The organism is Microbacterium elymi (assembly GCF_021582895.2).
Lineage (GTDB): Bacteria > Actinomycetota > Actinomycetes > Actinomycetales > Microbacteriaceae > Microbacterium > Microbacterium humicola.
Genome location: NZ_CP091139.2, coordinates 2,703,844 through 2,726,211, shown reverse-complemented (window position 1 = coordinate 2,726,211; position 22,368 = coordinate 2,703,844). Strand labels below are relative to the sequence as shown.

At 70.7% G+C, this 22,368-nt stretch carries 12 protein-coding genes and 11 pseudogenes; 10 read left to right on the top strand and 13 right to left on the bottom strand.

The genetic code is table 11. From position 1 onward, the window contains the following. Positions 1 to 26 precede the first annotated feature (26 nt). From L2X98_RS14850 to L2X98_RS14835, 4 genes and pseudogenes are all read right to left on the bottom strand, one after another. A complete protein-coding gene (locus L2X98_RS14850; protein WP_354002817.1) occupies positions 27 to 1,424 on the bottom strand; it encodes a purine-cytosine permease family protein in 1,398 nt (465 codons plus the stop codon). A 73-nt stretch (positions 1,425 to 1,497) separates the two neighbouring features. After that, positions 1,498 to 1,626, bottom strand: a complete 129-nt coding sequence (locus L2X98_RS14845; RefSeq protein ID WP_259611437.1) for a hypothetical protein — start codon at positions 1,624 to 1,626, stop codon at positions 1,498 to 1,500. A 52-nt stretch (positions 1,627 to 1,678) separates the two neighbouring features. Then, on the bottom strand, positions 1,679 to 3,370 hold the full coding sequence (locus L2X98_RS14840) for an amidase (protein ID WP_259611436.1): 1,692 nt from the start codon (positions 3,368 to 3,370) through the stop codon (positions 1,679 to 1,681). A 1-nt stretch (position 3,371) separates the two neighbouring features. Further along, positions 3,372 to 4,413 (bottom strand): annotated as a pseudogene (locus L2X98_RS14835) (agmatine deiminase family protein). A gap of 64 nt (positions 4,414 to 4,477) precedes the next feature. Between L2X98_RS14835 and L2X98_RS21595 the strand changes: the two are divergent. The 5 genes and pseudogenes from L2X98_RS21595 to L2X98_RS14810 form a co-directional block, all read left to right on the top strand. Further along, a pseudogene (locus tag L2X98_RS21595) lies at positions 4,478 to 4,615 on the top strand (TetR family transcriptional regulator); the annotation flags it as partial. A 145-nt stretch (positions 4,616 to 4,760) separates the two neighbouring features. Then, positions 4,761 to 5,081, top strand: a complete 321-nt coding sequence (locus tag L2X98_RS14825; protein ID WP_259611434.1) for a TetR family transcriptional regulator C-terminal domain-containing protein — start codon at positions 4,761 to 4,763, stop codon at positions 5,079 to 5,081. 405 nt (positions 5,082 to 5,486) lie between these two features. Next, positions 5,487 to 5,849 carry a hypothetical protein gene (locus L2X98_RS14820; RefSeq protein ID WP_259611433.1) on the top strand — a complete coding sequence of 121 codons (363 nt, stop codon included), beginning with the start codon at positions 5,487 to 5,489 and terminating at the stop codon, positions 5,847 to 5,849. A 79-nt stretch (positions 5,850 to 5,928) separates the two neighbouring features. Then, positions 5,929 to 6,282, top strand: a pseudogene (locus tag L2X98_RS14815) (DUF222 domain-containing protein); the annotation flags it as partial. Positions 6,283 to 6,298: 16 nt separating this feature from the next. Further along, positions 6,299 to 7,015 (top strand): HNH endonuclease signature motif containing protein, encoded by a 717-nt coding sequence (locus tag L2X98_RS14810; RefSeq protein WP_259611432.1) that lies wholly within the window; start codon positions 6,299 to 6,301, stop codon positions 7,013 to 7,015. 76 nt (positions 7,016 to 7,091) lie between these two features. Here L2X98_RS14810 and L2X98_RS14805 read toward each other — a convergent pair. From L2X98_RS14805 to gabT, 4 genes and pseudogenes are all read right to left on the bottom strand, one after another. Next, positions 7,092 to 8,457, bottom strand: a pseudogene (locus L2X98_RS14805) (NAD-dependent succinate-semialdehyde dehydrogenase). 36 nt (positions 8,458 to 8,493) lie between these two features. Continuing rightward, on the bottom strand, positions 8,494 to 9,960 hold the full coding sequence (locus L2X98_RS14800; RefSeq protein WP_259611431.1) for an NAD-dependent succinate-semialdehyde dehydrogenase: 1,467 nt from the start codon (positions 9,958 to 9,960) through the stop codon (positions 8,494 to 8,496). A 147-nt stretch (positions 9,961 to 10,107) separates the two neighbouring features. Beyond that, positions 10,108 to 11,466, bottom strand: coding sequence for a flavin monoamine oxidase family protein (locus L2X98_RS14795; RefSeq protein ID WP_259611430.1), 1,359 nt, complete (start codon positions 11,464 to 11,466; stop codon positions 10,108 to 10,110). 83 nt (positions 11,467 to 11,549) lie between these two features. Further along, a pseudogene (gene gabT / locus L2X98_RS14790) lies at positions 11,550 to 12,901 on the bottom strand (4-aminobutyrate--2-oxoglutarate transaminase). 101 nt (positions 12,902 to 13,002) lie between these two features. On the opposite strand from gabT, the gene L2X98_RS14785 reads away from it, so the two are divergent. The 3 genes and pseudogenes from L2X98_RS14785 to L2X98_RS14775 all read left to right on the top strand — a co-directional run bounded on the left by L2X98_RS14785 (position 13,003) and on the right by L2X98_RS14775 (position 14,541). After that, complete coding sequence (locus L2X98_RS14785) at positions 13,003 to 13,962, top strand: PucR family transcriptional regulator ligand-binding domain-containing protein (protein WP_259611429.1); 960 nt, start codon at positions 13,003 to 13,005, stop codon at positions 13,960 to 13,962. Continuing rightward, positions 13,959 to 14,423, top strand: a pseudogene (locus L2X98_RS21590) (PucR family transcriptional regulator); the annotation flags it as partial. The gene L2X98_RS14785 and the pseudogene L2X98_RS21590, both read left to right, overlap by 4 nt. Beyond that, positions 14,398 to 14,541: a helix-turn-helix domain-containing protein gene (locus L2X98_RS14775; protein WP_259613417.1), complete on the top strand. Its 144-nt coding sequence runs from the start codon at positions 14,398 to 14,400 to the stop codon at positions 14,539 to 14,541. The pseudogene L2X98_RS21590 and the gene L2X98_RS14775, both read left to right, overlap by 26 nt. Positions 14,542 to 14,565: 24 nt before the next feature. On the opposite strand, the pseudogene L2X98_RS14770 reads toward L2X98_RS14775, so the two are convergent. Next, positions 14,566 to 16,037 (bottom strand): annotated as a pseudogene (locus L2X98_RS14770) (helix-turn-helix domain-containing protein). A 148-nt stretch (positions 16,038 to 16,185) separates the two neighbouring features. Here L2X98_RS14770 and aceA point away from each other — a divergent pair. Next, positions 16,186 to 17,495 (top strand): annotated as a pseudogene (gene aceA / locus L2X98_RS14765) (isocitrate lyase). A 22-nt stretch (positions 17,496 to 17,517) separates the two neighbouring features. Further along, a pseudogene (aceB, locus tag L2X98_RS14760) lies at positions 17,518 to 19,192 on the top strand (malate synthase A). Positions 19,193 to 19,388: 196 nt separating this feature from the next. Here the strand turns inward: aceB and L2X98_RS14755 are convergent. The 4 genes and pseudogenes from L2X98_RS14755 to L2X98_RS21585 form a co-directional block, all read right to left on the bottom strand. After that, a complete protein-coding gene (locus tag L2X98_RS14755; protein WP_259611428.1) occupies positions 19,389 to 20,348 on the bottom strand; it encodes a hypothetical protein in 960 nt (319 codons plus the stop codon). A 184-nt stretch (positions 20,349 to 20,532) separates the two neighbouring features. Then, positions 20,533 to 20,982, bottom strand: a complete 450-nt coding sequence (locus tag L2X98_RS14750; RefSeq protein ID WP_259613344.1) for an acyl-CoA dehydrogenase C-terminal domain-containing protein — start codon at positions 20,980 to 20,982, stop codon at positions 20,533 to 20,535. 15 nt (positions 20,983 to 20,997) lie between these two features. Further along, positions 20,998 to 21,180: pseudogene (locus tag L2X98_RS14745) on the bottom strand (acyl-CoA dehydrogenase family protein); the annotation flags it as partial. Positions 21,181 to 21,487: 307 nt separating this feature from the next. Beyond that, a pseudogene (locus tag L2X98_RS21585) lies at positions 21,488 to 21,703 on the bottom strand (acyl-CoA dehydrogenase); the annotation flags it as partial. Between the last annotated feature and the right edge of the window lie 665 nt (positions 21,704 to 22,368).

Genomic DNA, 22,368 nt, shown 5'->3' with positions numbered 1-22,368 from the left:
GCCGACGTAGACGAGCACGGCGACGATCATGCCGACCGGCACCGACAGGTCGATGTATCCCAGCGCCGCCGAGATGGGGCCGGTCCACACCGTCGTCGACAGGCACAGGGCGCTTCCCACCGAGCCCAGCACGAAGGCGAGAACTCCGGGAAGGCCCCAGCCGCCGGTGTACCAGAACCGGCCTCCGCGCCGCTCGTCGAACAGCTCCATGCCGTCGTAGCGTCCGCGGCGCAGCGCACGTCGGCGGCGAAGATCGCCATCACCGGGGCAGCCACCACGATGAGGAACTGCAGCATGAGGTTGACGGCGTCCAGGAACGTCGTCGACATCACGAGGTAGATCGTCAGGGCGGTGCCGATCACGCCGACGACGATGGCGGCGGGGATGCGGCGCAGGGGCACGCCGATCGCCTGCAGCGCCATGCTCGACGTGTACGTCGTCATCCCGTTGAGCGCCACGGTGTTGATGATGACCCCGATGGCGAACAGCGGCGCGAGCCACACGGGCATCATGCCGAGGATCACTCCCTCGACTCCCGCGCTGAGCGCGTCGCCGCTCACGGCGGTCGCCATGAGGGCGCCGACCGTCGTGAAGAACACACTCGGCAGGAACCCGCCGATCGCGGTCGATGCCGCGATGTGACTCGGCTTCGTCGAGCGCGGCAGGTACCGGGCCATGTCGGGGCTGTTGATGAACGACAGCGGCGCCGACGCGAGGATCGCGAAGCCGATCGTCGCCGCCGACCACAGCGGCACGCCGTGCAGCGGCTCGGCGGGTGCGTACGCCCAGTCGACGCGGGGCAGGATGAACCCCGTCACGAGCAGGAAGATCGCCACGAGCACGATCGCGATCCAGGAGTAGACCCGCAGGATGAGCGCGTGCCCGTAGACGGCGACCGTCACTGTGACCGCCGCGACCACGACGGCGACGACGATCGGCGCGACGGCCGGCGCATCCCATCCCAGCTTCGCCAGCATGTCGCCGCCGAGGAACGCGGCAGCCAGCCAGTTCAGCGCGAGATACACCGCCGACACGAGCCACCCCATGAAGGCCACGACGATCTTGTTGCCGATGATCCCGTACATCGCCCGCATGACGACCGAGCCCGACGTGCCGGCGGCGGGTCCCGAGACGGCGATGATGCCGGTGAGGATCCACGGCAGCGAGCCGAGCACGATCACGAGGATCGCCTGCCAGAGCTGCAGGCCGAGCACGATCATGGACGCGCCGACGGTGAAGTTCAGGATGCTGACGCTCGGCGCCGCCCAGACGGCGAACAGATCCCGGGCGCGGCCGTGGCGCTCGGCGTCGCCGATGAGCTCGATGCCCCGGGTCTCGGGCTGGGTCGGGACGTCGACGAACTCGTCCTGCGCTGCGGGGACGACATCCCCCAGTGGGACGGAAGAAACGGGAAGGTCGGACATGGTGTGCCTCTCAGGGTGACGTCGTCGTCGTGGCGTGATCATTATTGATCGCTCAGCCAATACGACGCTCTCTTCAATATCGGGATGCCGGTGCTGTCAACGGTGGGTCGGAATGCGGGCGTGGATCGTCGGCCTCCTCGAAGGCGACCTCGGGCGTGGGGCGGCGGAAGCCGCGGGTCAGGGTGGCGGGTGGTGTGGTCATTGAAATACCTCCTCGTATTTCGATTCGATGTGTCCGATCGCGGCGGATCGGGTCAGAGCCGGGGCGTGCGCGGCGGCTCGGTGCGACGGTGCGCGGTCGCCTCGAACGCGCCGCCGAGCGCCAGCAGCGCGGTGTCGTCGTAGGCGCGGCCGACGAAGGTGAGGCCGACCGGCATCCCTGTGTCGGACATCGTCCCCATCGGCACCGTCACCGTCGGGATGCCGAGGTGCCGCGGCACGAGGTTGCCGTTCGCGACCCAGACGCCGTTGCGCCAGCCGAGGTCGGCCGACGCGGGGTTCACGTCCATGTCGGCGGGAGCGACATCCGCCATCGCCGGGAACACCACGGCATCGAGGCCGAGCGCGTCCATCCATTCCTCGAGGTCGACCCGGCGGGTCTGCTCCAGGCCGCGCACTCCCTGTTCGAGGTGCGGGATGTCGGTGAGCCGGCCGTACGGATGCGTCCGCACCTGCTCCGGATACCCGGCGATGTCGTCGTCGAATCCGTCGTACCGGTCGGGCAGCGCCCCCGCCGGATGGGGGAAGATCTGCGCGCCGTCGACATCGTCGAGCCGGTTCAGGCGCGGGTCGCCGTTCGCCTTCAGGAAGTCGTCCCAGGCCCAGGCCGACAGGTCGACGATCTCCGAGCGCAGGAACTCCGGCGACACGAGGCCGCGGGTGGCGATCGTGGGCGCACCGGAACGGTCGCCCTCGTAGTTCGTGACGGCGGGGAAGTCGACCTCCACGACCTCGGCGCCGGCGGCCTCCAGGTCGCGGCGCGCCGTCTCCCACAGCCCGATCACCGAGTCGCGGGTGCGGATGGGACGCCCGGTCGAGCCGCCGATCGTGGTGCCGGTGCCGGCTTCCGGGTCGGCATTGATGTACATCCGCGGAACGCCGAGGCGCGTGCCGCGAAGGTCGGCGGGCGCGAGTCCGCGATAGGACGACGGGCGCAGAGCCGAGACATCCGGGATCGGCACCCACGGCTGGGCGCGCCAGAAGTCTCCGCGCGGGTCGGGGTCGTCGGCGACGATCACATCGAGCACCTCGAGCAGGTCGTCCATCGTGCGGGTGTGCGGTACGACGACGTCCATGGTGGGGACGAGCGGCCAGTTCCCGCGCACCGAGATGACACCGCGCGACGGGGTGTAGGCGCAGAGGGCGTTGCTGGATGCGGGCGCCCGCCCGCTCGACCAGGTCTCCTCGCCGAGGCCGAAGGCGGCGAAGCACGCGGCAGTGGCAGTGCCCGAGCCGTTCGACGACCCCGAGCCGAAGGCGCTCGTCAGCCAGTCTGCACTGTAGGGCGACTCGGCGCGCCCGTAGACGCCCCGCTGCATCCCGCCGTTCGCCATGGGCGGCATGTTCGTGAGGCCGAGGCAGATCGCCCCGCCCGCGCGCAGGCGCGCGATCGTGAACGCGTCGCGCTGCGCGACGAGGTCGGCGAACGCCGGAGAGCCGGCGGCCGCCGTCAGCCCGCGCACGAGGTAGCTGTCCTTCGCGGTGTACGGGATGCCGTCGAGCGGCCCGAGCGTCTCACCGGCGGCGCGCCGCGCATCCGACGCCTCGGCTTCAGCGAGGGCGTCGGGGTTCCGTACGACGACGGCGTTCAGTGCCGTCGTGGTGCCGGGCGCATCGTAGGCGTCGATGCGGGCGAGGTACGCCTGCACGAGCTCGCCGCTGGTCGTGCGTCCCGTCTCGAGTGCTGCGCGGAGGTCGGCGATGGCGGCCTCGACGACGTCGTACATCTCAGGCCTCCGATCCGGGGAGAGCGGGCTGCTGCTGGGTGATGCAGTGGATGCCGCCGCCGCGCGCGAAGATCGGGCGCGCGTCGACCGTCACGACGCGGCGACCGGGGTACGCCGCGGCGAGGACCTCGCGGGCGTGCGCGTCGGCGTGCTCCTCACCGAAGCCGCAGGCGACGATGCCGCCGTTGACGACGAGGTGGTTGATGTAGCTCCAGTCGACGAAGCCCTCGTCGTCGCGGAGCGTCGCGGGCGCGGGCACGTCGATGATCTCGAAGCGCCGGCCCGCGGCATCCGTCTGCTCGCTCAGCTGGTGCTTGAGGTCGCGGGTGACGGCGAAGTCGGGGTGGTCGGGGTCGCGCTGCTCGTGGAGCAGGATGCGGCCCGGTGCCGCGAAGGCCGCCACGATGTCGACGTGGCCCCGGGTGCCGAAGTCGTCGTAGTCGCGGGTGAGGCCGCGCGGAAGCCAGACGGCGTGGGCGGCGCCGATCGTGCGCGCCATCTCTGCCTCGACGCGCTCGCGGTCGGCGTACGGGTTCCGGTTCGGATCGAGCTGCACGGTCTCGGTCAGCAGCACGGTGCCCTCGCCGTCGACGTGGATGCCGCCGCCTTCGTTCACGAGCAGCGACGGGATCCGCTCGCAAGCCGATGTGCGCTGCCACCTGGCGGGCGATGTCGGCGGAAAGGCTCCACTCCGCCCATTCCGGAGCGCCCCAGCCGTTGAAGATCCAGTCGACGGCGCCGAGGCTGTCGCCGTGCTCGTCGATGACGAACGTGGGGCCGAAGTCGCGCATCCAGAACTCGTCGAGCGGGGCCTCGACGATCTCGACGGCGGTGCCGAGCATGCGGCGGGCGCGGGCGGTCTCGCTGGGGTCGACGACCATGGTGACGGGCTCGAACGCGGCGACGGCGAGTGCGACGTCGGCCCAGGCGCGGTAGCCGGTCTCCTGCCAGGACTCCCCCTCGCCGAGCGTGATCCCGGCGCGCGGGAACGCCATCCACGTCCGCTCGTGCAGCGTCGCCTCGTGCGGCATCCTCCAGGCCACGTCGCCTCCTCCATCGAGTATTGATCGCTTGATCAATACTCGATGTTCCTACACTGGACTCACGATGTCAACATCACCGCCGCGCGTGCGCACTCGGAAGAGTCCCCAGCAGCGTTCCGCCGAGATCCACGACGCTGCGATCGCGCTCGCGCGGGAGGAGGGACTGGCCGCGCTCACCCTTCGGGCGATCGCGCATCGTGCGGGCGTCGCGCCGGGCCTCGTCGCGCATTACGCCGGCGGCATGGACGAACTCGTCGCGCGGACGTTCGGGCGACTCGTCCTCGGCGAGCTCGACGATGTGCGCGCTGAAGTCGAGGGGGCGTCCACTCCCGCGGCGCAAGCTCGCCATGCTGTTCGCCACCGTGCTGGGCCGCGACCACGACGACATCACTCTCGTCTGGGTCGACGCGTGGTCGCTCGGGCGGATCAATCCCGCGCTGGCCGCGGCGATCGACGAGCACATGGCGGGGTGGCAGTCGTTCATCGCCGGAATCGTGCGCGGAGGTCGCGGCGGGGGCGAGTTCCAGACCGACGATCCGGATGCTGTGGCCTGGCAAGCTGCTCGCGATGATCGACGGGCTCTCGGCGCATGCGCTGACCCGCGGGACCGACGCCGCGGAGTTCGTGCACCGTCTCGCACAGGCGAGCGAGACCCTCGTCGGCGCTGAGCCCGGCGCCGTGACCGGCCGGCTGCCGTAGGTGCGGGCAGCGCAGAGACGAGTCGAACGCCCTCCACTCGAAGAAGGAGCACCTCGCTTCCCCCGTCCAGGTCGTTGAGCGAGGAGCGCAGCGACGAGTCGAAACGCCCTCCCTGCTCGAAGAAGGAGCGTCGCGCGTCCCCTGCCAGGTCGTTGAGCGAGGAGCGCAGCGACGAGTCGAAACGCCCAGCAGCAACGATCCAGGTAGGGCCCGCACATCGGGTTTGCGTTCGACCCTCATCGCACACCCGCCTGCGCAACGATCCGGATCGACGCGGCCCGTAATGCCGTAAAAACGCCGCACTTCCGCTTGCCCTTCGTTCTTCCTTTCGATACACTGGACTTAGCTGATCCGAACCGAAGGAGGTGCCGCCGATGTCCACCACGTCGTCCGCGGGCCTCTCCGCGGTGCTGACCGAGTTGGGTGAGATCGTCGATGACCTCACCCAGTGTCGGGAACGCGCAGCGTCGGCGTTCGCGGCGGAGATGTTCTTCTTCGAGCGTGTCGTGGGTGTGGTGGACAGGCGGGAGAAGGAACGCGCTGCCCAGAACGGGTCGATCACCAGCGCGTCGCAGTTGGCGATGCGGGAAGTGTACGCCGAGGTCGCTGCCGCGCTCCGGTTGAGCGAATGGCAGGTGGCACGGAAGGTGTCCCAGGCCTGGTCCCTCACCCACCGGTTCTACGAGACCCTGTGTGACGCGTCCTCCGGACAGATCTCCCCGAACACGCGATCCTGATCGCCGATGCGGGTGCCGACATCGACGACGACACCGTGCGGCAGGAGTATGAGGCGGTCGCGCGGGACATGGCCGGAGAGATGACCCCGGGCAGCTGCGTCCCGCCCTGGACGGGCTCGTGCAGCGGCTGGACCCGGAAGGCACCGAACAACGGGTCCGGGAAGCCGTCACACGCCGCAAGGTCACCGTCCGGGAACTCGAGCCGGGTCTGTCCCGGGTCACCGCCGACGTGCCCACCGCGCAAGGTGTCGGGGTGTTCAACCGCCTCCGGGACATGGCCGCCGAACTGTACGAACAGAACGCAACCGAGAAGGCGGAAGCCGAAGCCGCAGGCATCCGCGAAGGCCAAGGCCGAGGGTCAGGCGACTGCCGCGTCCCTGGGCGCCACGACGGCCACCGGGGACGCGGCTGCGCGAACCACGGCGACCGGTGACTCAGACGCCGCCAGCGTGGGCCACGACGCCGCCCACGCTGACGCCGATGCTGCGGCCCCGGTGCTCGATGAGCGGACGCAGACGCAGATCATGGCCGACGTATTCTGCGACCTGCTGCTGACCAGTGTTCCCGACGGCCACGGTGCCACCGACCAAGCCCGCACCGCCCTCGGCGTGATCACTCCCACCGTGCAGGTCACGATTCCGGCGACCACCCTGGCTGGCACCACGATCGGCGGCGCCGCCGTGGCAGGTTTCGGGCCCATCGACGACGACACCGCGAAGCAGCTTGCGGGGGCGGCACCGGCCTGGATCCGGGTGTTCACCGACCCGTGCAGCGGGGTCCCGATCAGCGTCGACCGGTACCGACCCCGCGCCCAGCAGAAACTGTTCCTCCAAGTCCGCGACCAGCAGTGCCGGTTCCCCGGCTGCCGCCGCCCGGCCAAAAAGTGCGACATCGACCACGCCATCGCCTACGCCGAGGGCGGACCGACGTGCCTGTGCAACCTCGAGCACCTCTGCGAACGCCACCACACCGTCAAACACGAGACGGACTGGTTCGTGGAACAACTCGGCGGCGGCATCCTCCGCTGGACCGCACCCACCCTCCGCACCCACATCACCCGACCACCCGGCACCGTCAGATTCGAGCTGACCGCCCTGCTCGACCCCGACCCAAAGCACAGACACGCGATACGCCAGGGACTCGAACGCGACCCCGCACCGTTCTGAGGCAAGGCTCGACGGCCGGGCAGAGATGACGATGTCCCCGGGCCGATTGGACCCGGGGACATCGGCGTCGGCGCGGTCAGGCGCCGGTGCGGATCAGCTTCTTGTTGACGAACTCGTCCGCTGCCAGCAGACCGAGCTCGCGCGAGGTGCCGCTGCGCTTGACGCCGCCGAAGGGAAGCTCGGGGCTGTCGGCGAGCACGAGGTTCACGTACACCATGCCGGCCTCGATGCCATCGGCCACCCGCTCGGCCTGCTCGGGGTCGGTCGTGAAGACGTATGAGCCGAGGCCGAAGGAGGTGTCGTTCGCGAGCGCCACGGCATCCTTCTCCCCCGTCACCCGGTACACGACCGCAGCGGGGCCGAACAGCTCCTCCCGGTAGACGTCCATCTCGGCTGTCACGTCGGCGAGCACTGTGGGCGCGAAGAACGTGCCCTCACGCGTACCACCCGTGAGCACCGTCGCGCCCTGCGCGACGGCCCTGTCGATCTGCTCCTGCAGCCGCTCCGCGGCGGCCTCCGACGACAGCGGTCCGAGCACGGTGTCCTCCGCCATCGGGTCGGATGCCGTCACCTCCGCCATCTTCGCGGTGAACTTGCCGGCGAACTCGTCGTACAGGTCGTCGACGACGATGAACCGCTTCGCGCCGTTGCACGACTGCCCGTTGTTGTCGAGCCGCGCCTCCACGGCTGCCGACACGACGCTGTCGATGTCATCGGTCGAGAGCAGGATGAACGGGTCTGACCCGCCGAGCTCCAGCGCGACCTTCTTGAGGTTGCGCCCGGCGACCTCGGCGACGGCAGCTCCCGCGCGCTCCGAACCGGTCACCGACACGCCCTGCACGCGCGGGTCGGCGATGATCGTCGCCGCCTGCTCGTTCGTGACGTAGAGGTTGACATATCCGCCCTTCGGGAGACCCGCGTCCTCGTAGATGCGCTCGAGGGCGGCGGCCGACTCCGGGCACTGCGGAGCGTGCTTGAGCAGGATCGTGTTGCCCAGCACGAGGTTCGGCGCCGCGAACCGCGCCACCTGGTACGCCGGGAAGTTCCACGGCATGATTCCCAGAAGCACTCCGAGCGGAGCCCGGCGCACGACCGCCGACCCGTCGCCGACGATGTCGATCGGCCGGTCGGCGGTGATCTTCTCGGCGTTGTCGGCATAGAACTCGATGATGTCGGCGGCGAAGTCGACCTCGCCGAGCGCGCCCGTGAGCGGCTTGCCCATCTCGCGGACGATGATCTCGCCCAGCAGCTCGCGGCGCTCGCGGTGCGAGCTCGGCGATGCGGCGCACGACCGCCGCCCGCTCCGCCACGGGAGTGCGCGACCACGTGCGGTAGGCCGAGGAGGCGGTCGCGACCGCCTCCTCGACCTGCGCATCGGTGAACGTGTCGTAGGTGGCCAGCTGCTGGCCGGTTGCGGGATTGACGACGGCGTAGTCGGTCATCCGGGGTCCTTTCCGTCTGGGCGCTGCGCGCCCGGGTCACTCGGCGGGGATCAGGGTGTACTTCGTCGACAGGTACTCGTGGATGCCCTCCGGACCGCCCTCGCGGCCCATGCCTGACTGCTTGACGCCGCCGAACGGCGCCGCGGCGTTGGAGACGACGCCCACGTTCAGCCCCATCATGCCGGTCTCGATCCGGTCGATCATGCGCTGGCCGCGAGCGAGGTTCTCGGTGAACACGTACGAGACGAGGCCGAACTCGGTGTCGTTCGCGAGCCGCACCGCTTCGTCTTCGTCTTCGAACGGGGCGATGGCCAGCACCGGACCGAAGATCTCCTCACGGAGGATGTCGGCGCTCCCCGGCACGTCGGTGATGACGGTCGGCTCGAAGAACGTCCCGTCCGACTCGATTGCCGAGCCTCCCGCACGAACGGTCGCCCCCTTGGCCACCGCATCCTGCACGAGCGACCCCGCCTTGCCCACGGCATCCGCGTCGATGAGGGGGCCGATCGTGACGCCGTCCTCGGTGCCGCGCCCGACCTTCATCGCCTTCACCCGCTCAGTGACCCGGTCGGCGAACTCGGCCGCGACCGACTCGTGCACGATGAAGCGGTTCGCCGCCGTGCAGGCCTGGCCGATGTTGCGGAACTTCGCGATCATCGCGCCGTCCACCGCCTTGTCGAGGTCGGCGTCCTCGAAGACCACGAACGGCGCATTGCCGCCGAGCTCCATCGAGGTGCGCAGCACTCCCTCGCCCGCCTGGGCGATGAGCTTGCGCCCCACCTCGGTCGACCCGGTGAACGACAGCTTGCGCAGCCGCGGGTCGGCGATGATCGGGCCCGACACCTTGCTCGAGGTGGTCGTCGAGACGACGTTCACGACACCGGCGGGAAGTCCCGCCTCCTCCAGCAGCTTCGCGAAGAACAGCGTCGACAGCGGCGTGAGCGCCGCCGGCTTGACCACGACGGTGCAACCGGCCGCGAGGGCCGGCGCGATCTTGCGGGTCGCCATCGCGAGCGGGAAGTTCCACGGAGTGATGAAGAACGACGGGCCGACCGGGCGCTGTGAGACCACCATGTGGCCGGTGCCCTCGGGGTTCAGCCCGTAGCGGCCGTTGATGCGCACCGCCTCTTCGCTGAACCAGCGCAGGAACTCGCCGCCGTACGCGACCTCGCCGCGGGACTCCGCCAGCGGCTTGCCCATCTCGAGCGTCATCAGCAGCGCAAGGTCCTCCTTGTGCTCCTGCACGAGCTCCCATGCCCGGCGCAGGATGTCGCTGCGCGTGCGGGGAGCGGTGGCGGCCCACGCATCCTGAGCCGCGACGGCGGCATCGAGGGCGCGGATGCCGTCGGCCGGCGATCCGTCGGCGATCGTGTGCACGACCTTCCCGGTCGCAGGGTCGTTGACGTCGAAGGTCTTGCCGTCTTCGGCGTCGACCCACTCGCCGGCGATGAACAGGCCGGTCGGAACCCGGTCGAGAAGCTCTGTCTCCTGTGCGGCGCTCATGCGCTCTCCTCTCACTGTCTGAGTGTCAGTGGCTGTGTTGTCACCGTGCGGCGGCACGGGACCGCCGAAGGCTGGGTGGGGCATCCATGGCAAGTGTCTCACCACGGAACCCCAGGACGACCACGAGACCGACGAGGATGCGGGGGGTCATCCGCGCGCCCGCTCCACGATGGCTGCCGCAGCGGCGCGACCCATCCGGATCGCCCCGTCGACGTGCTGGTATCCGGTGCCGGCCATGTCGCTGCACGCGAAGTGGATCGGCCCGACGGGCTGGCGCAGGTCGGCGCCGTAGCGGGCGAGGCCGCCCATGTCGAAGCTCGCCGCGTACGCGCCGCGGGTCCACTCCTCGCTGCCCCAGTCGCTCTCGTAGTACACGACGGGGTTCTTCGCCTCGGGACCGTAGTAGTGCGAGAGCGATTCGAGGATCCGCTCGCGGCGCTCCTCGGCCGACAGCGAGAACAGATCGTCGGCGTTGCGGTCGGAGACGAACGCGACGAGAGTTCCCCGCTCGTCCTCGTCGTTCGTGTTGTCGTAGGCCTCGTGGCACAGCTCGTAGGGGCTGAACGCAGTGCCCGCCAGTCCCTGTTCACGCCAGAAGGGCCGGTCGTAGACAGCGTGCACCTTGATCACGAAGCCCATCGACAGGTGCTGGTGCAGCGCTTGCTGGCGGCGCGGCAGCGGCGGGACGAACGAGATCCGCTCGTACAGCACCGGGGCGTGGGCGAGGATCGCATGCCGCGCGCGCACCGTCATCGAGTCGGCGCGGGCGATCACGCCGTCCGCGGTCCACTCCAGGAAGCGCACCGGCTCGTCCAGGAAGACGTCGTCGCCGAGCCGCTCGGCGAGCAGCAGCGGTACCTGCTGCAGGCCGCCGACGACGCGCTTGTCGAGGATGAAGTCGGCGTCCACGAGGTGCGAATACGACCCGGCGGAGGCGGCCATGAGCAGCGACTGCAGCAGCGAGAACGCGTGCGTCGGCTTGGTGAGCATCGCCGAGCCGGTCGCGAAGGCGAGGTTGCGCACTGCCTCGTCGTCGTCGGTCTGCGCGCGCAGCCACGCATCCCACGTGATCTTGTCCCACTCCTCGGCCTTCGGGTGTGCCCACGAGCGGTCCGGATCGATCTCGGCGACCATCGCGTCGAGGCGCTCGATGATCTCCGCGATCACCCGCTCGGTCTCGGGCGCGACGGGGAACATCTCCCCGGTGAACCGTGAGGCCGTGCCGTCGGGGCCGACGTAGACGCTGTCGCCGTCGCGGTACCGGCTGAAGGTCTCCAGGCCCAGCTCGTCGATCGTCTCGACCAGGGCGTGCTGGTCGGGCGAGACCCACTGGCCGCCGATCTCGAGCATCGCGCCGTCGATCGTGTCGGTCCACACCCGGCCGCCGACCCGGTCGCGGGCCTCGAGCACCGCGACCGACAGTCCGGCCTTGCGCAGTTCGTTGGCGGCCGTCGTGCCGGCGGCGCCGGCGCCGATGACGACGACGTCTCGGGTGATCTCGGTCATGCGGTCATTCCTTCTCTACGGACGGATGCTGTGCGGACGGATGCGTGCGGACGAGTGCGCGGCTCTGCCCGGGTGGCGAGGGGTCAGTGGGTGGCGAGCGCCTCGGCGACGACGTCGAGCCCCTCGTTCAGGAGCTCGTCGCCGATCGACAGCGGCGGCAGGAACCGGATGACGTTGCCGTACGTGCCGCAGGTCAGCACGACGACGCCGGCGGAGATGCAGTGAGCGGCGATCGCCGCGGTGAGCGCCGCATCCGGCTCACCGGTCGCGGGGTCGACGAACTCGGCGGCGACCATCGCACCGCGACCGCGGACGTCGCCGATGCGCGGGTCCGCCGCCTGCAACTCGCCCAGGCGGTCGATCAGGATCTCGCCGAGCGCTGCGCGCGCTCGATGAGGCCGTCGTTCTCGAACACGTCGATCGCGGCGAGCGCGGCGGCGCAGGCGACGGGGTTGCCGCCGTAGGTGCCGCCGAGGCCGCCCGCGTGCGATGCGTCCATGATCTCGGCGCGGCCCGTCACCGCAGCGAGCGGCAGGCCCCCCGCGATGCCCTTGGCCGTGGTGATGAGGTCGGGAACGATCCCCGACGCCTCGCACGCGAACATGGCACCCGTGCGGGCGAAGCCGGTCTGCACCTCGTCGGCGATGAAGACCACGCCGTTCTCTCGGCACCAGTCGACGAGCGCTTCGAGGAACCCATCGGCGGGGACGATGAACCCGCCCTCGCCCTGGATCGGCTCGATGATCACCGCGGCGACGTTCTCGGCGCCGATCTGCTTCTGGATCATCGCGATCGCGCGCTGCGCGGCTTCGGGTCCGCTGAGGTGGTCGTGGAACGGGTACGACATCGGTGCGCGGTAGACCTCGGAGGCGAACGGGCCGAAGCCGCTCTTGTACGGCATCGCCTTCGCCGTCAGCGCCATCGTGAGGTTCGTGCGCCCGTGGTACGCGTGGTCGAATGCGACCACTGCCTGTCGCCCGGTGTGCTTGCGGGCGATCTTCACCGCGTTCTCGACGGCCTCGGCCCCCGAGTTGAACAGCGCGCTCTTCTTGGCGTGGTCGCCGGGGGTGATGCGGTTCAGCGCCTCGGCGACGGCGACGTAGGACTCGTACGGCGAGACCATGAAGCACGTGTGGGTGAACTGGGCGACCTGCGCCTGCACGGCCTCGACGATCTTCGGATGCGCGTTGCCGACGGTCGTGACGGCGATGCCCGAGCCGAGGTCGATGAAGGAGTTGTCGTCGGCGTCGACGATCACTCCCCCACCGGCGGCGACAGCCGCGATCGGGGCGGTGTGGCCGACGCCCGCGGCGACGGCGCTCGCCTTGCGCGCGAGCAGCTCCTGGGAACGGGGACCGGGGATGGCGGTGACGAGGCGGCGCTCCTGGGGAAGCGCGGGTCCGCCGACGGTGGTGGTGATAGCCGCAGTGCTCATACCGGCGATGGTAGGCACGGGGACGCGCCGCTTGCACTCGCCGTGGGGTACATTCTCTATCGTCGGTTCGACACCGCGTACAAAAACATCCGGGAGGGCCCGTGGAAGAGACCGTCGCCACGACGGTACGGGCGCTGCTCGCCCGCGCCGACCTGCACCTGCGGCTGGCACTGGACGAGACCGAGCTCGAGCCCGGAGCCCTCGACGCGCCGGTGCGCTGGGTGCACAACTCCGACCTCGCCGATCCGACGCCGTTCCTCTCCGACGCCCTCGCGCTCATGACGACGGGCTCGCAGTTCGCCGGCGTCGACGACCCGGCGGTGTACGACGCGTATGTGCGGCGGCTGCGCGAACGCGGCGTGTGCGCACTGGGATTCGGCACGCACGTCGTCGCGGAGGGCATCCCGCCCCTTCTGGTCGACGCGTGCCGCGTGCAGCGGATGCCGCTGTTCGAGGTGCCCTACCGCACGCCGTTCATCGCCGTGGCGCGCGCGCACGCCGATGCGATCGCCGCCCAGGCGTACGCCCGGCGCAGCTGGGCGCTCGCCGCGCAGCGCGCGATCGCGCTGGCGGCTCTGAGACCCGACGGACTCGCGGCGACGCTCGCCGAGCTCGCCCGCCAGCTCGACGCCTGGGTGGGGCTGTTCGACGCCGCGGGAATGCTGACGCGCGAGCACCCGGCCGGGGCATTGGACGCCGACACCGCGGCGACGCTCGCCGACGAGGTGGCCGTCGTGCTGCGGCGGGGAGCGCGGGCCGGGTCGGCGGTGCGCACCGGGGCGACGCCGTTCACGCTGCAGACGCTGGGGCGCGGCGGCCACCTGCGCGGCGTGATCGCGATCGCCGCCGGCGAGCTCGACCAGGAGGGGCGCGGCCTCGTGACCTCGGTGATCGCGATGGCGGGGCTCGCGCTCGAGCAGAACGAGGGCCTGGCACGGGCGCGGGCGCTGCCGGTCGGGCATGGTGCAGTCGCTGCGGTCGGACGATCCGACCCTGGCCCGTCGCGTGGCGCGCGACATGTGGGGCGGCCTCCCGGCTTGCGCCGGTGCTCGTGGCGATGACGGATGCCTCGGGCCGGCGCGATGCCGTCACGGAGTGGCTCGAGCTGCATGCCCACGAGCGCGGGGGGCGCCTCTTCTTCGGCCGGGACGAGGAGGGACTGGTCCTCGTCGTCCCCGTGCGCGGGGGCACCGGCGTGGAGGACCTCGAGTTGTTCGCCGCGCGATTCGACGTGCGCGTCGGGGTGAGCGATCCGACCGACTACGCGGCGTTCTCCCGCGCGATGCACGAGGCGGAGCTCGCGCTGCGCCGGGGCTCGTCACGCCTCTCGCGGTTCGCCGACGTCGCCGCGGCGGGAGTGCTCTCGGCGCTGGAGACCGACGCCGGACGCGCGTTGGCCCGGGCGGCGATCGCGCCACTGGCCGCGCACGACGAGACGGAGGGCACGACGCTCGTCGCCACAGTGCGGGCCTGGCTCGAGCACGACGCGCGCTTCGATGTCGCAGCCGCCGGCCTCGGCATCCATCGCCACACGATGCGCGCCCGGATCGCCCATGCTCAGGCAATGCCTGGGCGTCGACCTCGGCTCGTTCGCCGCGCGCGCCGAGCTGTGGGCGGCGCTGAAGGCGCTCGGCGACTAGCGGACCCGACCGCCGCGCACCGGCTCAGGCCGGCGCGTGGGCCTGCAGGAACTCGTACACGTCGGTGGTGTCCACCCCGGGGAACGCGCCGGTGGGCAGCGTCGCCAGCAGGGTGCGCGGGGTCTTCACGTTCGGCCACGCGTTCTCGCGCCACGCGTGCTCGAGCGCCGCGGGGGCGCGGCGGCAGCAGACCTCGGTCGCGTGCTTGGACACCGCACGGTTCACGGTGTCACGCCCCAGGAACCACTTCGTGTCGTCGAAGCGCACGCCCACGCTGACCGAGTGTGCCCCTTCGCTGGACGCCTCGACCCGGGCCGTGCACCAGTAGGTGCCGTTGCCGGTGTCGGTGTACTGGTAGTAGGGGTTGAAGTGGTCGTCCACGTCGAACACCACCCGGCTGGTCCAGGTGCGGGCAGCACATCTGCCCCTCGATGGCGCCGAGCCGGTCGGCGGGGAAGTTCACGTCGTCGTTCTCGTACGCCTTGGTGATGGTGCCCGACTCGTGCACCTTCAGGAAGTGCACCGGGATGTCGAGGTGCCGCGTGGCGAGGTTCGTGAACCGGTGCGCAAGCCGTCTCGTACGAGACCGAGTACGCGTCGCGCAGGTCCTCGATCGAGATCGCCCGGTCCTTCTTGGCGTCCTGCAGGAACGGAACGACGTGCGCCTCCGGGATCAGCAGCGCCCCGGTCAGGTAGTTCGTCTCCACGCGCTGGCGGAGGAACTCCGCGTAGCTCGTCGGCTCGGAGTGACCGAGAAGCCGGCTGGACAGCGCCTGCAGCACGGCGGTGCGCGGATCGCCCTGGGCCGTCAGCCGACTCGACAGGTAGAGCCGGCCGTGGCGCAGGTCGGCGACGCTGCGGGTGGTCTGCGGCAGGTCGGGCACGTAGTGCAGGGTGAAGCCGAGATGCGCGGCGATGTCGGATGCGGTGCGCTGGGTGAGCGGCCCTCCGGGGTGGTCGACGGCCTTGAGGATGCCGCGGGCCGTCTCCTCCAGGTCGGCGAAGTAGTTGCCCTGCGTGCGCATGAGCCGGCGCAGCGCGACGTTCGCCCGTCGCGCCTCCTCGGGGGTCGCGGCCCGCTCGTCCTTGAGCCGGTCGATCTCGCCCTGCAGCGCCAGCAGCGCCTTGAGCACGTCGTCGGGCACCGTGCGTCCGATCCGGAACGGCGAGATCCCGAGCGAGCGGAACGTCTGCCCGGCCATCGCGCGCTCGAGCGACACCTCGAGCTGGGCGCGCTCGTCCAGCGGCTCGGACTCGAGCAGGGCGTCCAGCGTCGTTCCCAGAGCGCGGGCGATCGTCTGCAGGAGGGTGAGCTTGGGCTCGCGCCGCCCGTTCTCGATCATCGACAGCTGGCTGGGCGCACGCGAGACGGCCGCCGCGAGCTCGTCCAGCGTCATCGAGCGTGCGGTGCGCAGCTGCCGGATGCGCCGGCCGATCGTGAGGGCGTCCACCTCTTCATCGTCGTCGGACAGCACCGCGTCTTCGCGCTCGATCATCCCCGTCATCCGGCGATGATCTCACGAAAGCAGAACTTTCGCGAAACTTCACACCCCGATCCGTCACATCCGACCGTGGACTTCACACACAGTGGATGTCACAGCCCCGCCGGCGACGGCATCCAATCCCCAGACGAAGGAGAACGCCATGACCTCCCCCACCATCCCCGGCCCCCTCCGGGCGGGCGACCAGGTCCAGACCGCGGCGCAGCTCGCAGGAGAGCTGGGACACCGACCCGCGCTGGGACGGCATCGCGCGCACCTACACGGCCGAGGACGTCGTCCGGCTGCGCGGCAGCGTCCGCGAGGAGTCGACGCTGGCCCGCCGCGGCGCCGAAAGCCTGTGGAACCTGATCCACACCGAGGACTACGTCCGCGCACTGGGCGCCTACACCGGCGGCCAGGCCGTGCAGCAGGTGCGCGCGGGGCTGAAGGCCATCTACCTGTCCGGCTGGCAGGTGGCCGCCGACGGCAACCTGGCAGGACAGACCTACCCCGACCAGAGTCTGTACCCCGCCAACTCGGTGCCGGCGGTCGTGCACCGGATCAACAACGCGCTCGCGGCAGGACCAGCTCGAGCACGCCGAGGGCGAGATCACGCAAGACTGGCTGGCCCCGATCGTGGCCGACGCCGAGGCCGGGTTCGGCGGGCCGCTGAACGCCTACGAGCTGGCGCACGCGATGATCCAGGCCGGCGCGGCCGGCATCCACTGGGAGGACCAGCTGGCCAGCGAGAAGAAGTGCGGCCACCTCGGCGGCAAGGTCCTGGTGCCCACTCAGCAGCACATCCGCACCCTGAACGCCGCGCGGCTGGCCGCCGACGTCGCCGGGGTGCCGACGGTGATGATCGCGCGCACCGACGCACTGGCGGCCGACCTCATCACGAGCGACGTCGACGAGCGCGACCGGGCGTTCCTCACCGGCGAGCGCACCGCCGAGGGCTTCCACCGGGTGCGCCCGGGCGTCGAGCCGGTGATCTCCCGCGGCCTCGCGTTCGCGCCGTATGCCGATCTGCTGTGGGTGGAGACCGGCGAACCCGACATCGAACTCGCCCGCGAGTTCGCGAACGCCGTGCACGCGCAGTTCCCCGGGAAGAAGCTCGCGTACAACTGCTCGCCCAGCTTCAACTGGAAGAGCCACCTGGACGACGCGCAGATCGCACGCTTCCAGGACGACCTGGCCGAACTGGGCTACGCCTTCCAGTTCATCACCCTGGCCGGCTTCCACGCCCTGAACCACTCGATGTTCGACCTCGCCCGCGGGTACGCCGAGCGCGCCATGAGCGCGTACGTCGACCTGCAGGAGGCGGAGTTCGCCGCGGAACGCCACGGCTACACCGCCACGAAGCATCAGCGCGAGGCCGGAACCGGCTACTTCGACGTGGTCTCGCAGGCGCTCAACCCCGACAGCGCCACGCTCGCCCTCGCCGGCTCCACCGAGGCCGCGCAGTTCCACTGACCCCACACGACAAGGACTGATCATGAGCACCACCACGGACATCCCACCCACGACGAATCCGATCCCCACGCAGACGCATGAACCGCACATTGAGATCACCGGCCCCATCCGCGAGCGGTACGACCAGATCCTCACCCCGGACGCCATCGCGTTCCTCACCGAACTGCACCACCGCTTCGCCGGCCGCCGGCACGACCGGCTCGCCGAGCGCCTGCGTCGCCGGTTCGAGATCGGCAACGGCCACGACCCGCAGTTCCGGGACGACACCGCGCACATCCGCCAGGACCCGGACTGGCGCGTCGCCGGAACCGCCCCCGGCCTGGAGGACCGCCGCGTCGAGATCACCGGGCCGACCGACCCGAAGATGACCATCAACGCGCTGAACTCCGGCGCTCGCGTGTGGCTGGCCGACCAGGAGGACGCGACGAGCCCCACCTGGCGCAACGTCATCGAGGGCAAGCTGTCGCTGTTCGACGCGATCCGCGGGCGCCTGCGCTTCACCAGTCCCGCCACCGACACCGCGCCCGCCAAGGAATACCGCGTGACGGCCGAGCGCACCCCGACGATCGTGATGCGCCCCCGCGGCTGGCATCTGGTCGAGGAGCACATCCGCTTCACCGACCGGACCGGCCGGCGGATGGCGGCATCCGGTTCGCTCGTCGACTTCGGGCTGTACTTCTTCCACAATGCGCAGGCCCTGATCGAGGACGGCACCGGCCCGTACTTCTACCTGCCGAAGCTGGAGAGCGCCGAAGAGGCCAAGCTGTGGGACGACGTGTTCCGCTTCAGCGAGCAGCGTCTGGGCATCGCGCACGGCACGATCCGCGCCACCGTGCTGATCGAGACGCTGCCGGCGGCGTTCGAGATGGAGGAGATCCTGTTCGAGCTGCGCGATCACTGCGCGGGCCTGAACGCGGGACGCTGGGACTACATCTTCTCGATCATCAAGAACTACCGCGGACGAGGGGCGCGCTTCGTGCTGCCGGACCGCAGCGAGGTCACGATGACGGTGCCGTTCATGCGCGCATACACCGAGCTGCTGGTGCAGACCTGCCACCGGCGGGGGGCGTTCGCGATCGGCGGGATGAGCGCGTTCATCCCGAACCGGCGCGACCCGGAGGTGACGGCGCAGGCGCTGCAGAAGGTGGCCGCCGACAAGAACCGCGAGGCCGGAGACGGGTTCGACGGCACGTGGGTGGCCCACCCCGATCTGATCCCGGCCGCGCAGGCCGAGTTCGACGCGGTGCTGGGCGAGCGGCCGAACCAGATCGACCGGCAGCGCGACGACGTCGAGGTGACGGCCGCGCAAGCTGATCGATCTGCGCATCGGACGGCCGATCACCGAGGCGGGCGTGCAAGGCAACGTGTCGGTCGGGATCCGCTACATCGAGGCGTGGCTGCGCGGGCAGGGCGCCGTCGCCATCGACAACCTGATGGAGGATGCCGCGACCGCCGAGATCTCGCGCTCGCAGATCTGGCAGTGGATCCATCAGGATCGTGAGACGGCCGAGGGCACGCCGATCACCCGGGAATGGGTCTCGGAGCTCGTCGACGAGGTGCTGGCGTCGGTGCCGCGGTTCGACGGCGACCGGTTCGACGATGCCGCCGAGGTGTTCCGCGAGGTGGCGCTGCACGAGGAGTTCCCGGCGTTCCTGACGCAGGGCGCATACTCGCGGTTCCTGGTCGAGAAGGGCTGAGGTCGTCCCTGAGCGAGCGAGCCCCCAGGTCCCTGAGCGAGCGAGCCCCCAGGTCCCTGAGCGAGCGAGCCCCCAGGTCCCTGAGCGAGCGAGCCCCCAGGTCCCTGAGCGAGCGAAGCGAGACGAAGGGCCGGAAGCTGACGGACCCGCCATCCACCGGCCCTTCGTCTCGTCGCTGCGCTCCTCGCTCAGGGACCTACGGCCTTCGCGGCCGACGAGGTCTGCAGCAGGCGAGCAGCGGCTCGGGTGCGGCGAACGCGCGGTGCGCGCGGTCGATCAGGCGGCGGCATCCGTCCAGCTCGACGGTGAGCGCGTCGCCGACATCCTGGATGAGGCTCGGAGCAGGCGTCGGCCCGGGCGCCGCGACGAGCACGACATACCGCGACGCCGGGACGTCGCAGGCCGAGGCCGGAGTCGTCACGGTCGCCTCGTCGAGCAGCGCGACGGCGGCCGCCTCATCGAGCACCGCGGCGCCGGCGAACGCGGGCGATGAGACCGAGGCATCCGGTCCGTCCGATGCGGGTGGTTCGCCCTCGTACCGGCACAGGGTCAGCGCGCGAGGCTCGAGCAGCTGAGGCACCGGTTCGACGGCATGACCGAGCAGGATGAGGGGCGCGGCCGTCGGCGGGCATCCATCGCGCCGTGCCGCGGCGGAGTCGATCAGTCGGTCCCGCTGGAAATGCTCATCGACCACGGTGAGTGCGTCGAGGGCCGCGAACACGGCGTCCGTCCGCGGCATCCCGCACCCTGTCGCAGGGTAGGCGACCCGGAGGTAGCTGCCGTCGGCGGCGCCCAGCCACAGCAGCGGGCCGGCGAATCCGATCGCCGGGCAGGGCCCCGGCCAGCGCGGTTCGTCGGACTCGGCGAGCGCCGCCACGAGCGGCGCGAGGTCGCCCGCGTAGCGGGTGAGGCGGGTGCCCGACCAGGTGCCCTGCGCATCGTCCTGCGTCGCGATGGGGTCGCAGAGGTAGGCCGCATTCGGGGTGAAGCCGGCCGGGATCCCGCCCGGGGCGGGCCCGGCATCCTCGCCGCCGCAGCCCAGGGCCGACACCGGAGTGGCCACGGGCCGCGGGGAGGCGAACGCACCCGGACCGCCCGCGCAGCCGGCGAGGACCAGCGCGAGCAGGCAGACCAGCACGACCCGCGCCCCTCGCATGCCGCCTCCTTCGTTCCGAGGAGCCTAGCCTGCGCGCCGCGTCACCGCGCGGGCGCGTGCAGAACTCCGGAGAACCTGGCACACAACCCGTCGATTCTGCCGGAACGGACGTCGGGCGCAGGAAACTCCGGAGTTCTGCACGGACGGATGAGCCGCGCCCAGCCGGAACCTCCGGTGGCTCGCGTCAGCCGATCTCGCCGCCGGCGACGGTCTCGGCCAGGGCGTGCACCCGGGGCAGGTGGTGGGCGCCGTAGAAGTCCGCGAGCGTCAGGCGCGCAGCATCCTTCTCCCCCTCCGTCTCGTGGGCGAGCACCGCGGCGACGGCCAGCGCATGCATCCACCCTCCGGCCAGCACACCCAGCAGCATGAGGTACGGCACGCTGACCGCGGCGGCGTCGCGCGGGGCCGAGGCGAACGAGAGCACGGATGCCGTGGCCCGCCGGGTCGCCTCGACCGCACGCTCCAGCCGCTCGGCCGTGCGCTGCGCGACCGGATGCGTGCTCATGCGCAGCCGCGCGGTCGTCTCCTCGATGCGGGCCACGAGCGCGTCGACCGTCCCGCCGCCGTTGCGGATCACCTTGCGACCGATGAGGTCATTGGACTGGATCGCGGTGGTGCCCTCGTAGATCGGCATGATCCGGGCGTCGCGGTAGTGCTGGGCGGCTCCGGTCTCTTCGATGAAGCCCATGCCGCCGTGCACCTGGATGGCGTCGCTGGTGATCTGCACGGCGTCCTCGGTGGTCCAGCCCTTCAGGATCGGCACGAAGAACTCGGCGAGCGCCGTCTCGTCGCCGTCGAAGAGATCGGCGACGTACACGTCCAGCGCGCGCATCGCGAAGATCTCGCTGCCCATCGACAGGCGAGCCGCCGCACGTCGGGGTGCTCGGCGATCGAGGTGCCGGCGGGGCGGTCGAGCACCGGCCCTGCAGCCGTGCGGCGGCATAGGCGGCGGCCTGCTGGTAGGCGCGATCGGCGATACCGGTCGCCTGGAAGCCCATCCCGGTGCGGGCGGAGTTCATCATCACGAACATGCCGGCAAGTCCCCCGCCGACCTCGCCGACGAGGTGTCCGGTGGCCCCCTCGTAGGCGAGCACGCAGGTCGGCGAGCCGTGGATGCCGAGCTTGTGCTCGATCGTGACGGTCGTGATCGCGTTGCGGTCGCCGAGCGAGTCGTCGTCGTTGACGAGGAATTTCGGGGCGACGAACAGCGACAGCCCCTTGGCGCCGGCCGGGGCATCCGGGGTGCGCGCGAGCACGAGGTGGACGATGTTCTCGGCGACGTCGTGATCACCCCACGTGATGAAGATCTTCTGACCGGTGATCGACCAGGTGCCGTCCTCGCGCGGGGTGGCCATCGTGCGGATCGCGCCCAGGTCGGTGCCGGCATCCGGCTCGGTGAGGTTCATCGTGCCGGTCCAGCGGCCCGAGACGAGCTTGGTCAGGTAGGTCTCGCGCAGTTCGTCGGATGCGGCGGCATCCAGCGCGTGGATCTGCCCGGCCGTGAGCAGCCAGCACAGGGCGAAGGCCGCGTTCGAGGCGTTCCAGATCTCGCCGAGTCCGGCGCGCACCGCACCGGGAAGGCCGTCGCCGCCCGCCGAGGCCGGAGCCTCGGCGGTGATCCAGCCGGCCTCCACGAACGCCTGGTACGCCTCGGCGAACCCCTCGGGCAGACGCACCTGACCGTCGACCAGCTGCGCGCCGACGCGGTCGCCGACCGCCTCGAGCGGGGCGAGGACCGATGCGGCGAACTCGCCGGCGCCGGCGATGATCTCCACCGCGTCCTGGGCCGACAGCTCGCCGCCGGTGGCGCGGTCGACCAGGTCGAGGCCGAACGCCTCGCCGTACAGGAAGGCGTAATCGTCGACGGGCGGGTCGTAGGCGGATGCGGCGGCCATCGGGATCTCCTCGCGGTATGGGACTCAGACCCAGTCTACGCGGTACTGAGTCTCACGACCAGGGCGGGTGCGGCATCCCGCCTCGCGGCGGCGGCGCGGCGAGTGCACATCAAATTCTCCACTGC

Excerpts from the sequence above, each read along its gene's own strand:
- L2X98_RS14850 (WP_354002817.1), bottom strand. The coding sequence starts at position 1,424 with ATGTCCGACCTTCCCGTTTCTTCCGTCCCACTGGGGGATGTCGTCCCC.
- L2X98_RS14845 (WP_259611437.1), bottom strand. The coding sequence starts at position 1,626 with ATGACCACACCACCCGCCACCCTGACCCGCGGCTTCCGCCGCCCCACG.
- L2X98_RS14840 (WP_259611436.1), bottom strand. The coding sequence starts at position 3,370 with ATGTACGACGTCGTCGAGGCCGCCATCGCCGACCTCCGCGCAGCACTC.
- L2X98_RS14825 (WP_259611434.1), top strand. The coding sequence starts at position 4,761 with ATGCTGTTCGCCACCGTGCTGGGCCGCGACCACGACGACATCACTCTC.
- L2X98_RS14820 (WP_259611433.1), top strand. The coding sequence starts at position 5,487 with ATGTCCACCACGTCGTCCGCGGGCCTCTCCGCGGTGCTGACCGAGTTG.
- L2X98_RS14800 (WP_259611431.1), bottom strand. The coding sequence starts at position 9,960 with ATGAGCGCCGCACAGGAGACAGAGCTTCTCGACCGGGTTCCGACCGGC.
- L2X98_RS14795 (WP_259611430.1), bottom strand. The coding sequence starts at position 11,466 with ATGACCGAGATCACCCGAGACGTCGTCGTCATCGGCGCCGGCGCCGCC.
- L2X98_RS14775 (WP_259613417.1), top strand. The coding sequence starts at position 14,398 with ATGTCGCAGCCGCCGGCCTCGGCATCCATCGCCACACGATGCGCGCCC.
- L2X98_RS14755 (WP_259611428.1), bottom strand. The coding sequence starts at position 20,348 with ATGCGAGGGGCGCGGGTCGTGCTGGTCTGCCTGCTCGCGCTGGTCCTC.
- L2X98_RS14750 (WP_259613344.1), bottom strand. The coding sequence starts at position 20,982 with ATGCCGATCTACGAGGGCACCACCGCGATCCAGTCCAATGACCTCATC.